The organism is Spirillospora sp. NPDC049652 (assembly GCF_040675125.1).
In the GTDB taxonomy this organism is placed as follows: domain Bacteria; phylum Actinomycetota; class Actinomycetes; order Streptosporangiales; family Streptosporangiaceae; genus Spirillospora.
Map to the genome: position 1 here is coordinate 1 of NZ_JBFAOF010000128.1, position 12,334 is coordinate 12,334.

At 71.4% G+C, this 12,334-nt stretch carries 14 protein-coding genes and 1 pseudogene; 10 read left to right on the forward strand and 5 right to left on the reverse strand.

Translation table 11 applies throughout. The annotated features are described in order from the left end of the window. The 3 genes and pseudogenes from AB0J52_RS11740 to AB0J52_RS11750 all read left to right on the forward strand — a co-directional run. A pseudogene (locus tag AB0J52_RS11740) lies at nt 1–360 on the forward strand (hypothetical protein); the annotation flags it as partial. A 182-nt stretch (nt 361–542) separates the two neighbouring features. Beyond that, nucleotides 543–1,334 carry a nucleotidyltransferase domain-containing protein gene (locus AB0J52_RS11745; RefSeq protein ID WP_500181544.1) on the forward strand — a complete coding sequence of 264 codons (792 nt, stop codon included), beginning with the start codon at nt 543–545 and terminating at the stop codon, nt 1,332–1,334. Nucleotides 1,335–1,586: 252 nt separating this feature from the next. Continuing rightward, entirely contained in the window at nt 1,587–1,931 is a 345-nt protein-coding gene (locus tag AB0J52_RS11750; protein ID WP_500181545.1) for a hypothetical protein, read from the forward strand. A gap of 91 nt (nt 1,932–2,022) precedes the next feature. On the opposite strand, the gene AB0J52_RS11755 is transcribed toward AB0J52_RS11750, so the two are convergent. After that, complete coding sequence (locus AB0J52_RS11755; protein ID WP_500181546.1) at nt 2,023–2,502, reverse strand: hypothetical protein; 480 nt, start codon at nt 2,500–2,502, stop codon at nt 2,023–2,025. A 339-nt stretch (nt 2,503–2,841) separates the two neighbouring features. Here AB0J52_RS11755 and AB0J52_RS11760 point away from each other — a divergent pair, with 339 nt between their 5' ends. From AB0J52_RS11760 to AB0J52_RS11780, 5 genes are all read left to right on the forward strand, one after another. Further along, entirely contained in the window at nt 2,842–3,396 is a 555-nt protein-coding gene (locus AB0J52_RS11760; protein WP_500181547.1) for an EF-hand domain-containing protein, read from the forward strand. A 133-nt stretch (nt 3,397–3,529) separates the two neighbouring features. After that, nucleotides 3,530–4,276 (forward strand): class I SAM-dependent methyltransferase, encoded by a 747-nt coding sequence (locus AB0J52_RS11765; protein ID WP_500181548.1) that lies wholly within the window; start codon nt 3,530–3,532, stop codon nt 4,274–4,276. A 117-nt stretch (nt 4,277–4,393) separates the two neighbouring features. Further along, a complete protein-coding gene (locus AB0J52_RS11770) occupies nt 4,394–5,545 on the forward strand; it encodes a peptidogalycan biosysnthesis protein (RefSeq protein ID WP_500181549.1) in 1,152 nt (383 codons plus the stop codon). A gap of 14 nt (nt 5,546–5,559) precedes the next feature. Continuing rightward, nucleotides 5,560–5,916, forward strand: coding sequence for a hypothetical protein (locus AB0J52_RS11775; protein WP_500181550.1), 357 nt, complete (start codon nt 5,560–5,562; stop codon nt 5,914–5,916). A 2-nt stretch (nt 5,917–5,918) separates the two neighbouring features. Continuing rightward, nucleotides 5,919–6,425 (forward strand): hypothetical protein, encoded by a 507-nt coding sequence (locus AB0J52_RS11780; protein ID WP_500181551.1) that lies wholly within the window; start codon nt 5,919–5,921, stop codon nt 6,423–6,425. A gap of 31 nt (nt 6,426–6,456) precedes the next feature. On the opposite strand, the gene AB0J52_RS11785 is transcribed toward AB0J52_RS11780, so the two are convergent. Next, nucleotides 6,457–7,986 (reverse strand): serine/threonine-protein kinase, encoded by a 1,530-nt coding sequence (locus AB0J52_RS11785; RefSeq protein ID WP_500181552.1) that lies wholly within the window; start codon nt 7,984–7,986, stop codon nt 6,457–6,459. Nucleotides 7,987–8,116: 130 nt separating this feature from the next. Continuing rightward, nucleotides 8,117–8,713, reverse strand: coding sequence for a cadmium resistance transporter (locus AB0J52_RS11790; protein ID WP_500181553.1), 597 nt, complete (start codon nt 8,711–8,713; stop codon nt 8,117–8,119). A 97-nt stretch (nt 8,714–8,810) separates the two neighbouring features. Here AB0J52_RS11790 and AB0J52_RS11795 point away from each other — a divergent pair, with 97 nt between their 5' ends. Continuing rightward, nucleotides 8,811–8,996 carry a hypothetical protein gene (locus AB0J52_RS11795; protein WP_500181554.1) on the forward strand — a complete coding sequence of 62 codons (186 nt, stop codon included), beginning with the start codon at nt 8,811–8,813 and terminating at the stop codon, nt 8,994–8,996. A gap of 144 nt (nt 8,997–9,140) precedes the next feature. On the opposite strand, the gene AB0J52_RS11800 is transcribed toward AB0J52_RS11795, so the two are convergent. Together AB0J52_RS11800 and AB0J52_RS11805 are read right to left on the reverse strand one after the other, a co-directional pair. Then, nucleotides 9,141–9,824 carry an ABC transporter ATP-binding protein gene (locus AB0J52_RS11800; RefSeq protein ID WP_500181555.1) on the reverse strand — a complete coding sequence of 228 codons (684 nt, stop codon included), beginning with the start codon at nt 9,822–9,824 and terminating at the stop codon, nt 9,141–9,143. Further along, nucleotides 9,821–10,909, reverse strand: a complete 1,089-nt coding sequence (locus AB0J52_RS11805) for an ABC transporter permease (RefSeq protein ID WP_500181556.1) — start codon at nt 10,907–10,909, stop codon at nt 9,821–9,823. Before AB0J52_RS11805 ends, AB0J52_RS11800 begins: the two co-directional genes overlap by 4 nt. A gap of 171 nt (nt 10,910–11,080) precedes the next feature. Between AB0J52_RS11805 and AB0J52_RS11810 the strand changes: the two genes are divergently transcribed. Continuing rightward, entirely contained in the window at nt 11,081–12,301 is a 1,221-nt protein-coding gene (locus AB0J52_RS11810) for a sensor histidine kinase (protein WP_500181557.1), read from the forward strand. Nucleotides 12,302–12,334 lie beyond the last annotated feature (33 nt).

Genomic DNA, 12,334 nt, shown 5'->3' on the forward strand with positions numbered 1-12,334 from the left:
ACCGGCTCCGGCGGCTCGGGCGGCTCGGGCGGCTCGGGCGGCTCGGGCCAGGCTCCCTCGTCCCGCCCCTGCGACCCGAACGTGTCGCCCATCCGCAAGGGCGCCTGCCCGGTCAAGGTGAAGTCCGGCCCGCTGCGCTACCTCGCCTCCGGCAAGTACACCGTCGGCGACACCGCCTTCTTCACCACCGAGGACACCGTCCTGGTCGTCGCCAGCGGCACCTGCCCCGACGGCACCAGCTCCGGCCCGAACATGCGCTGCGGCCTCGACGGCCTCGACGAGTGGGTCCAGAAGGCCCCGCACAACGTCGTCGTCCACTTCGACGGCGGCAACGCCACCAAGATCCAGGAGACCCAGTAACCGGTCGGCGCACTCCCACGCCCGCGACCGCCCGCACGACCCGACTCCGGGTCCGGGGCGCGCGGGCCGTGCGCATGTCCGGCCAGTGACAGGCGCACGGACCGGCGTGAGCAAATTGCTTGCGGGAGCCGGCCCGACGAGTGTTACGTTGATCAGCTTTGCTCCGAACGGAAGGAAAGCCGATGGACGTCGTCCCCTCCCTGCACAGCCGGTTCCTCAGCGAAGCGCTTCCCCGGATCCGGCAGGACGCGCGCGTGGCCGGTGTGGCGATCACCGGGTCGCTCGCCGGAGGCCGGCCCGACGGCTACTCGGACGTCGACCTGATCGTGGTCGTCGAGGACGAGGCGTACGACGCGGTCATGCGCGAACGGCTCGCACTGATCGGTTCCTGGACGTCCCTGGTGGCCGGGTTCACCGGGGAGCACGTCGGCGAGCCGCGCCTCATCATCACGCTCGTCGGCCCGCCCCTCCTGCACGTCGACTTCAAGTTCGTCCGGGTCTCCGACTTCGCCGAGCGGACCGCGGATCCGGAGATCCTGTGGGACCGGGACGGCCTGCTGGCCGGCCACCTCGCCCAGCGTCCTCCGGCCGCCCCGGCGTTCGATCTCCAGTGGATCGAGGACCGGTTCTGGATCTGGGTGCACTACGGCGCGACGAAGCTCGGCCGCGGCGAACTGTTCGAGACCATCGGTTTCCTCGCCTACCTGCGCGAAACCGTCCTCGGCCCCCTCGCCGCCCGCCGGGTGGGCGCGCCCCCTCGCGGCGTGCGCCACCTGGAGACCGTCGCGCCCGACGAGGCCCGCGCCCTCCAGGCGACGCTGTGCGGCCACGACCGCGCCGAAGCGGGACGGGCGATCCTCGCCACCGTCGATCTCTACCGCCGGTGGTCCGAGGGATCGTCCGTCGAACGACGCCACCTGGCCGAGAGGCTCGCCGTGCAGTACCTCCAGGACGTCATCGCCGAAAGCCGCTGACCGGCCCTGTCCCGCACCAGCCACCGCCCCCTCGGGCGCGGCTCACTCCGGATGACGTTTCCGCAGGTCACAGTGTCCCGGAGTGTCCGCGGACATGACCGGACACGTGGTGACACCGCTTCCTCTGGCACCGGTCGTCCTCGCCCTGCTGTCGTGGTCTCGCGGGTCCTCAGCACGCTGGACGGGCGGGCCGTGAACCGCCGCCACCCCGTCGCGGACCCGCCGGTCATCGGATCCACGAAGGAGAACGACATGCGGAACACACTGCGCAGGACGGCGACCGCCATCGCCGGCGCCACCGCGATGAGCGGCTCGCTCCTGTTCACCGGCGCCGCCCAGGCGTCGGTCGCCGCGCCCGGCGGCCCGGGGGCCCCGGCCGTCGAGTCGGCGGGCCCCAACGGATGCGTCCACGTCAGGCCCCTCGGCGTCAACAACGGGGTGCAGGCGACGAACGTGAGCTGCGGACGCACCGTCGAGGTCCAGGTCGTCTGGAGCACCCCGCCGCACAGCCGCTCCTACGCGATCCGTCCGGGCGGGAAGCGGGACTACTACCCGCACTTCTCCTGGCAGCGCTACCGGACGATCAACATCTTCTGACGTCAGGACGGCCCTGACCGAACGCGGTGCCCCCGCCCCCGGTGGCGGCGGGGGCGCCGGGCGGAGCTGTGCGGGCGGCCGCCCGGCAGGGTCACTCGACGTCCTCGGCGGGCACGGGCTCGATGAGGTCCCTGGCGCAGCCGCACGGCATGCGCGCGAAGATCCTGGCGGCGCCGGGGTCGTCGCGGTACGCCTGGACGGGCGTCCAGCCGCGGTCTCCACACGCGGGGCACCGCAGGCCGCGGCGGGGGAGCAGGTGCCGGGAGGCCTCCTCGGCCTCCGCGGCTCCGGGGGGCGGCCCGTCGGTGAGCTCATCGAGCGCGCCCGAGGGGTATCCATGCGCGTCCGGCTCGCACCCGTCGTGCCCGCTTCGGCCGCATCCGCCGCACGCGGGACAGAACACCGGAGCGAGCAGCAGCCGGGACCGTCCTGAGAGCGGGTCCGGACTCCAGTTGGTGGACACCCGTTCGTGGGTGATGCCGAGGCCGTCGCACATGGCACAGGGGGTCGCGTCGTCCAACTCGGGCGATGGGAACACCGCCTGGCAGTAGTTCGTGTCGCCGTCGCTCATGGCTCTCCGTCGAGTCGGCCAGGCCGCGGCGCCTGCGGGGGAGAAGCGCGACCGTGATCACATGCGGTGCGCGCCCACCCTACGCCCACCAGCCGCGCCGCCAAGGCCGGCGACCGCCGTCCATTTCCCCATGGGTTCCGCACGGCGCCGCATCGGTCACCTTCCCTCCGAGTCTCCAAGGTGTGGCGGAAGGAAAGGAAATCCGCTGCGGTGCCAATATCGCCACCTTTCATGAACTGCGGCGAATTATCCATCCATTCGGCACTGATTTCCATGCTAGCGTTTTGTCAAGCCGAGTGGAGCGGGCAGGCTCCAGTCACCACGGAGAGGGAAGAAAACGTGTCGACCCCCGTGAAGCACCAGAAGTTCGACATGCTGTTCAACTGGTTCGACCAGGGAGGTGACGGTCTCCTCACCCACGACGACTTCCGGGCGATGGGCGACCTTTTCGCCGCCCTGGACGAGAGCGACGACCACGCGAACGCCGCCGCGATGCGCGACGCGTTCGAGAAGTGGTGGCAGGTGCTGCTGGCCCACGCCGACACCGACGGCGACGGCCGGGTCACCCGCCAGGAGTTCCTGGACGTCATGCAGGCGAATGTCACCAGTCCGGAGCACTTCGGGGACGCGGTGCTGGCCATCGCCGACGCCCTGATGCGGGCGCTCGACACCAGCGGCGACGGCAGGCTGAGCCACGACGAGTACGTCCGCATGTACGACGAGCTCGGCGTCCCGCCGAAGCACTCCAAGGACGCCTTCCGGCGACTCGACCGGGACGGCAGCGGGTCGATCAGCCACGAGGAGTTCCGGACGGCGATCACCGAGTTCTACCTGAGCGACGACCTGGACGCTCCGGGCAACTGGCTCATCGGCCCGATCAACGCCGGCGCCTGACCGCCCGAACGCCACCACGAGTGAAAGCACTGCCGGAGTCGGCGAACTCCCGCTGATTCCGGCAGCGTGAAGCGGCTGTCCCCATGGGCCGGAATTCATCTTCCCCTCGTTCTCGCCACGGGAAGGATTTCGGATGACCAGCCAGTTCGACACGCTCCCGGACACCTACGACGACTTCACCACCACCCCTTTCCGCGTCTACCTGGAGACCCCCAGCGTGCTCGGCGTCCTCGGCGACGTCCGCGGCGCGACGGTGCTCGACCTCGGCTGCGGATCGGGCGCCTACACCCGGCTCGTCAGGCAGCGCGGAGCCGCCCGCGTGACCGGCATGGACGTCTCCGAGGGCATGATCGCTCACGCCCGCGCCCTGGAGGCCGCTCGCCCCCTGGGCGTCGACTACTTCCTCGGCGACCTCCCCCTCCGCCTCGCGGGCGCCTTCGACCTGGTGCTGGGGGTGTACGTTCTGCCGTACGCGACGACCCGCGCCGAACTCGGCCGACTGTGCGCCACCGCCGCGCGGGCGCTGCGTCCGGGCGGACGCTTCGTGACGCTGCCCGTCCACCCCTGCTTCCGGTCCGGTGCCGTCTCGTACGCGCCCTACGGCTTCCGGCTGACCGCCGCCGAGCCGCTGGCCGACGGCTCGCGGGTCTCCTTGAACCTGCGGTTCAACGGCCGCGACCACGACATCACCGCCCGCTACTGGAGCAGGGCCGCCCTGGAGGACGCCCTGCGGGAGGCCGGGTTCACCTCCCCGCGGTTCTGTGACCTCGCGGTGAGCGAGGAGGGCATCGCCGAACGCGGCGCCGCCTACTGGAACGACTACCTCACCCACCCCCACACCGTGATCATCGACTGCCGAAAAGCGACCGGTGCCGTCTAGATGAATCGTGAGTCCCACAACACCCTCAGCAGTCCCACCGGCGGACGTCGGCGCGACTCGACGCCCGTCCCGGCCGGCCTTCCTCGCCGACGGCGTTCACTGCCCGGGCGCCTCAGCGTGCACACCACCGCCGGTGTCGGCGCCATCGCGCGCGAGGACTGGGACGCACTCGTGGGGCCCGACAACTTCTACAACAGCCACCGCTGGCTGCGCGCCCTCGAACTCGTCCACGGCGGCGATGCCGTCGTCACCGCGACAACCGGGGACGGCGTACTGCTGGGAGCCATGCCCACGTGGCCCGGCGAAGCCGGCGCACCGGGCCTGTTCTGCCCGTCGGACCTGTTCCCGGGCCTGGCCGGCGCCTGGCCCGACGACTGCCTGTGGCTGGGCGCCAGGCGCTCGGTCTACAACGAACTGCTGTGTGTTCGCGGCCCGCTACGCGAACGCGCGCTCGCCGCGCTCCTCCACGGCGCGCAGGCGGTGGCCGGATCCAGGGGCGCGGCCGGCCTGATCATGCCCTACCTGGCGGCGGCGGACGCGAGAGATCTGGCCCGGGCCCATCCCCGGGCCATGGTCCTGCTGCACGACGCGGACGCCAGCATGGACCTGCCCGCGGGCGGGTTCACCGAGCATCTCGCACGGATGCCGCAGCGGGACCGTACCCGGCGCCGCGCGGAGCTGCGCGCTTTCGAGCGGGCCGGCACGCGTGTCGAACGGCTGGCGCTGACCGGGGAAACGTCCCGGCTGGCCGCGGACCTGATCACCCAGAACCGGGCCCGCCACGGCGGTACCGCGGACCCCGGCTGGATGCGCCGCTCCTTCGCGGCCCAACGCCGCTCCGGTGTCATCGACCAGGCCGTCGGCTTCTTCGGAGTCCGCGACGGGCGGCCGGTGGCCGTCACCGTCTGCTACACCCACCACGACCGCCTCTACGCGCGCTACTACGGCTTCGACTACCGCAACGCCGAGCCTGCCTGCGAGTACTTCGTCCTGACCTACCGCACCCCTCTGGACTTTGCCGCCGTCCACGACCTGCACCGCTACCGGCTGGCGGTGTCGGCCTGGGACGTCAAGGTCCGCCGGGGCGCGGTGTTCTCCCCGCTCGCCGCCGTCGTCATCGCCCCGCGCCACGAGGTGTGCAGCCCCCGGCGCGCCGCCGCCTTCAACCACGAAGTGGCCCGGCAGTGGCAGGACCGGCTGGCCGGCCGACCCCACGCCGTCGGCCGCGAGTGGGACGACTGGTCCGCTCAACCGCCTTCCGCCTGCTGAACAGGAGGACTTCTGTGCTCTACCTCGTCTACCGCCTCAAGCTCACCCCCGCCGCCGAGGCGGACCCGCGCGCCTTCTGGCACTGGGCACAACAACGTGAGAAGTGGTTCTACGAGGGCCTCGACACCGTCCTTGCCACAAAGTGGACGGTGCGCACCGTCGGAACGGACGTCCACACGCTTGAGCACACCATCACCTTCGCCGACGAAGCCGCCTGGGGCCGCTACCGCCGCCAGGTGGCCGAGCGAAGCCACGACCCCGCGTGGGAGGAACGCCGCACGGAACAGGGAACCTGGTGGCAGATCCTCGACGCCGCCCTGCACAGCGACCCCCCGGTCGCCCTCGGCTTCGACCGTGCCCCCGGGCAGTGAGCATGGCCGAGAGCAAGGACCTCGCCGAACGCAGCCATTACCTGCTGGCCAACGCCCGCTTCATGACCCTGGCCACCAGCGACGGCACCGAACCCTGGGCCTCGACGGTCAACTTCGTCGCCCTGGACCGACCCCTGAGGCTCCTCTACTACTCCCTGCACACCGCCCGCCACTCCCTCAACGTGGAGAGCAACCCCGTCGTGTCCGGCTCGATCTACATGACCGGCCTTCCCGGATTCGGCCTGGACGGCGCGCAGCTCACCGGGTCCTGCCACGCCGTGAGTCCCGACCAGTTGGCGGAGATCCACCGCACGTACTACGAACTCAACTTCCCCGACGAGGACACCCGGCGCGAATGGCTTCTGCCGCAGTCAGATTTCCACGGCACGGGCCCGCGAAGGTTTTACCTGGTTCAGGTCCGGAACTGGTGGCTCCTGGATATCGACCGCTGGCTCATCGACAAACACGACCAGCGCATCGAGGTACCCCTCCAAGACCTGCACCTGTGATCGTCTCGCGCGGAACCCGCCTACAGTTCGTTCACTTCCAGGAGATCGTGTATTCGTTCGGTAGGCCCCCCGTGCCTCCGAACGTTCGCCACCGGGCCGCGACGACCGTCGAGTCGGAGAAGACCAGCTCGTTCTCGGCCTGGGCGCTGTGCGGCGCCAGCGAGCCGCTGGGCCGCGGACACGCGTTGGGATAACCGGCAAGGGAGATGCTCGCCCAATTCTCGGCGGTGGCTCCGCTGGGGAGCACGCCTGAGATATGGCTGGTGACATCAGTGATGTCGCCGATGGACATCGTGCGATCGCCCCTGTTCGTCACCGAGAAGCGAATGCAGTACGACGCCCGGAACTTCGACCTGTCCTTTGGCTCGAAGTCGGTGACGGGAAGCTTCTCGATGGCGTTGACCGCCAGGGCTATACGGTCCACGGGGCCGGTGGAACCGGTCTGGTGAAGGACGAACGCCAGGTCCCGGAGTTTGAGGGTCTGCCCGGAAGGGGTGACATCGCTGCCGGAGTTGTTCTCCTTGGTGCCGGACCCGTATTTGGTGAGGGCGTAGAGGCCCAAGCCGCATACCGCGAGGACGGTCAGGATCACAGCGACCGTACGGACGGCGGGCAGCGGAGAGGCGAGCGGCGATGGCGAGCCTGGCGGCACAGTGGCCGGCATCGTTTCCGGGGGCGGCGGCGGTGGGGCCTGAACCGTTTCCGGGCTTGGTGCCTGCGGAGTTCGCGCGGGGGTCCCATGGAGACGCGCGATGACCGCCGTCGCGTCGTGCGGACGGTCGTCGGGTCGTTTGGCGAGCAGTTCGAGCACCAGCGCATCGAGGTGAGGCGGGACGTCCGGGCGCAGGGATCGCGGTGGAGCGGGGATCTGCTCCAGATGCTGGTAGAGGATCGCGGCCAAGTTGGCGCCGGTGTCCACCCAGGGGGCGCCGGTGAGCATCTCGTACAGGACGCAGCCGAAGGCGTACAGGTCCGTCCGCTGGTCGACGGCCCGCCCCTGGATCTGCTCGGGGGCCATGTACACCGGGGTGCCGGCGGACCCGCCGGTCGCGGTGATCTTCGTGGCGGCGACGAGCCGGGCGATCCCGAAGTCGCAGACCTTCACCCGCCCGCCCGTCAGCAGGAACAGGTTGGCGGGCTTGAGGTCCCGATGCACGATGCCGCGTCCGTGCGCGGCGGACATCGCGTCGAGGACCTGGGCGGCGAGGTCCACCACTCCCGCGATCGGCATCCCGTCCGGGTGGTCACCCAGCGTGCGTTGCAGGTCCCGGCCCTGCATCAACTCCATCACCAGGAAGAGGAGGCGTTCGTCGCCGTACTGATGCTCGTCGATGTCGAACACCGTGGTGATGCCCGGGTGGTTCAGCGTCGCGGCGATCTCGGCCTCGCGGCGGAACCTCGCCACCGCGACCGGGTCCGCCGCCATCGTCAGCGGCAGGATCTTGACGGCGACCGGACGCCGCAACCGCAGATCGACACCCCGCCACACCTCTCCCATGCCGCCCCGGCCGAGCGGCGCCTCCAGCCGGTACCGGCCGGCCAGCTCCAGACCACCCCGCACTCATGCCTCCACCCGGCCGCAAGGGATAGAACGCGCAATCGAAGCATTCCACCAGACCCGGTGACGAGGGTCCAGTTCGCCCAGGGCCGCCGCGCAGGCTTTGGACGGGCTCTGGCAACGCGGCGGACGGTCACAGGCCGAAGGCGCCGCCCTCGATGAGGATGAGCGTCCCGATGCCGGTCAGCACGACGGGCATCAGGATGTGTCCCCACCGGCTCAGGGCCTTGGCGATGGCGGGACGGGTGGCGAAGTACCGGCCGGCCGCGACCCATACCGCGACCAGGATCAGGAACACCACCGCATAGACGCTCATGCCGCCGGTCCCCGCGGTGGCGAAGACCGGGACGTAGACGCCGATGTTGTCGCCGCCGTTGGCGAAGGTGACCACGGCCACCTCCAAGGCCCTGGGGCCGCTCCCGGTGCCCTGCCGTTCCTGGTCGGTGTCGTTGCGGTGCCGCCACGCCTGCACCGCTGCCTTGATACCGAGCGCGAGCGGCAGCAGGCCCAGGTAGGGGATGGCGTCCTCAGGCAGGAAGGTGGCGCCGAACGCGGCCGCCACGGCGACGACCAGGATGGCCGCGAATCCCAGGTACTGGCCGACCGCGATGCTGCGCGTGGCCCTCCGGTGACCGGCGCCCTGGGCGAAGAACAGGGCCAGGACCAGGATGTCGTCGATGTTGGTGACGGCGAACAGCCCGGCCGCCTGCCCGATGATGCCCAGGTCCACGGTGAGGCAGCCGTCCTTCTGCGGGAGATTTCCGGCGAGCCTACCGACACCGCCTCTCAGCTTCAGCCGGTGCTCCGGAGAGCCATAAGATCCCGGGATGAGTGACGAAGAGTGGAATCGCATCATCGGTTTGGCGGAGCAGGGCGAGTCCGGCCCTTGGTCGTGTCCCGAGTGCGACGAGAACACCGTCGAGTTGGGTCAGCGGTTCAAGCCGGGCCAGCGCGTAGTGGAGAACACCCTGATGTGCCTCGCCTGCGGGGCAAAGGTCGTCGCACCTGCCTGAACCCCCCCGCACAAGGATGCGGCATCCCCGCCCGGGCCATCGCAAGGTGTCGCGCCCTGCCCGGCTGGACGTGTTCACCACCTCGCTGCACATCCACCACACCGCCGAGGACGAAGCGCTGGGGCCCGCGCTCCGCCAGACGCTCTAGGCGACGCCGTCTGGTGGGCGTAGGCGGCCGTCGTGGACTTCGGCGATCTGGTCGACGGCGGTGAGGTGGGTGCGGTCGTGGGTGACCAGGACGGTGGCGGTGGCCTGCTGGTGGGTGAGGCGGGTGATCAGGTCGATGACGGCGGCGCCGCGTTCGTGGTCCAGGGCGCTGGTGGGTTCGTCGACCAGCAGGACGGTGGGGTCGTTCATCAGGGCGCGGGCGATGTTGACGCGTTGGCGTTGGCCGCCCGACATCTGGTGGGGGCGGCGGTCGGCCTGGTCGGTCAGGCCGACCGCGTCGAGCAGTTCCCGCGCCCGGCCTCGGGCGGTGCGTGGCTTGCGGCCGTCGATCTGGGCCATGACCTGGAGTTGTTCGGCGGCGGTGAGGGAGGGCAGCAGGTTGGGCTGCTGGAAGACGATGCCGATTCTGTGGCGGCGCAGTTCGGTGAGCTCACCGCGGGTCAGGCCGGTGGTGGTGACGCCGTCGATGGTGACGGTGCCGGTGTCGGGGGCGATGAGGGTGGCCGCGACGGCCAGCAGGCTCGACTTGCCCGAACCCGAGGGACCGACCACGGCGGTCAGGCTGCCCTTGGGGACCTGGAGGCTGACCTGGTCCAGGGCGGTCAGCCGGGTGGCGCCGTCGGGGTAGGTGAGGGTGATGTCGGTCAGGCTCAGGCTCATCGGACGCTCCCCAGGGCGGTCAGCGGGTCGACGGAGGTGATGCGGCGGATGGACAGGGCGGCGCCCAGGGCCCCGAGAGCGATGATCACCGCGGCCGGGAACAGGACGGTGGCGGGGGTGAGCAGGAACGGCACGGCCGAGCCGGCCACCAGGGCGCCCAGGGCGGCGGCCAGGCCGGTTCCGATGAGGGTGCCGCCGGTCAGCAGGATCAGGGCCTGGCCCAGGGCGTCCTTGAGCAGGTTGGCGGTGGAGGCGCCCAGGGCTTTGAGGACGGCGACGTCGCCGCTGCGCTGGATGGTCCACACGGTGAAGAAGGCCCCGATGACCAGCGCGGAGATCGCGAACAGGAAACCGCGCATCAACTGCAGGGAGCCGTTCTCGGAGGTGTAGGAGCCGATCGCCGACAGGGAGTCGTCGACGGAGACCGTCCGGGTGCCGGCCTGGCGGTCGACGGCGGCCGTGTCGGCCTTGGAGGTGGTGCTCAGGGCGATGACGGTCGCGGTCGGACCGTCGCCTTCGCCGGTGGGGGGCGCGGTCTTGCGCCAGGTGTCCAGGCTGGTCCAGATCACGGGGGTGTGGCTGAAGAAGGCGTCGCCCGCCACGGCGGCCACCGTCACCCGCCGGCCCGCCACGGTGAGGGAGCCGTCGGCCTTGACGCCGAGGTCGTCGGCGGCCGCGGCCGACAGCACCACCGCACCTCCGGTGATCTTGTCGCTGCCGGGGGCCAGGGGCGAGCCGGGCTCGACGCCGAACACCGAGACGCCGGTGCTGTTGCCGCCCGCGGTGGCCTTGGTCGTGGTGATCCCCAGCGGCTCGGCGCTCTCCACACCCGGGGCCTCGGACCACGTCTTCCACTGCGCCTGCGTGACGGTGGAGTTGGCATACGACAGGTCCTGGCCGCCCCCGGGGGCCTGGAAGGCGATCCGGTCGGCGGGCAGTCCCGTGATCGCCGAGATGTTCTGCTGCCCCAGCCCGGCCGTCAGCCCCGACAGCAGCCCGACCAGCAGGGTGATCAGCACGATGACGGCGCCCATCAGGGCGAAGCGCCCTTTGGCGAACTTCAGATCTCTCCAGGCGACGAACACGGCCTGACCTGTCCTCTCCGGCGGCGGATGCGGTATGCCCCCAGCCTCGCCGCCGGCCTGCGGCGGGTGCATCTGGCGCAAGAGCGGACTCGGCGGGCCGAAAGACGACACGCGGGTTCTAACTTTCGATGGAGGTCACCGGGAGTGGCGCCTCGTAACCTGGAAGCCACTGTGAACACCGCTGCTCCCACCCTGACCCCGACCACCCGGGCCCTGGCCTGGTGCCTGCACCTGCTGATCATCGGCCTGCTCGCGCTGGCCGTCGTCCGGTCCGTGGCCGACGGCCGGCCGCACGCCGCCGCGATCGCGGCCGCGGCGACGGCCTGCGCGCTGGTGTACGCCGCCGGGCCGTTGCTGCCCGTCGTCCGCCGGTCCCGGTGGGCCGCCGCCGGGTGGCTGGCAACGGTGGGCGCCCTGTGGCTGGTGTTGCTGGCCCTGGCCCCCGAGGCGGTCTGGGTGGCCTTCCCGCTGTACTTCCTCCAGCTCCACCTGCTGCCGCGCCGCGCCGGCCTGGTCGCGGTGATCGCCACCGCCGTGGCGGCCGGCACCGGGTTCGCCGTCCACACCGGCTCGGCCGGCCCGGCCGTCGCGATCGGTCCCGCGCTCGGCGCGGCCGTCGCGGTGGCGGTGGTGTGGGGGTACCAGGCGCTGTACCGGGAGAGCGAGCAGCGCCGGCGGTTGATCGAAGAACTCACCGCCACCCGGGCCGATCTGGCCGCCGCCCAGCACACCGCCGGTGTCGCGGCCGAACGCGAACGGCTGGCCCGCGAGATCCACGACACTCTGGCCCAGGGCCTGTCCAGCATCCAGCTGCTGCTGCGCGCCGCCGAACGCGCGCTCCCCGGCCAGCCCGCCGCGGCCGCCCGCCACGTCCAGGCCGCCCGTCAGGCCGCCGTCGACAACCTCACCGAGGCCCGCCGCTTCGTCGCCGCCCTCACCCCGCCCGCGCTGGAGGGCACCACGTTGGCCGGCGCCCTGGAACGCCTGTGCGCCACCACCTCGGCCCGGCACCGGCTCACCGCGCGCTTCCACCTCACCGGCGACTCCGCCCCGCTGGCCACCGCCCACGAGGTCGCGCTGCTGCGCATCGCCCAGTCCGCGCTGGCCAACACCGTCCGGCACGCCGACGCCACCGCCGTGGACATCACCCTCAGCCACCAGGACGACCACGTCGTCCTGGAGATCGTCGATGACGGACGCGGGTTCGACCCGGCCCACCTGCCCGCTCCGGACCCCGCGACCGGCGGGTTCGGGCTGGCGGCCATGCGGGCCCGCGCCCACGCCCTGGGCGGCACGCTCACCATCGCCTCAGCGCCCGGCCGCGGCACCACCCTGACCGCCCGTCTCCCCGCCGTCCACCCCACTCCGACCCGACCCGAGGCCCGCCCGTGACCGACGCGCCCATCCGCCTGCTGCTGGCCGCCG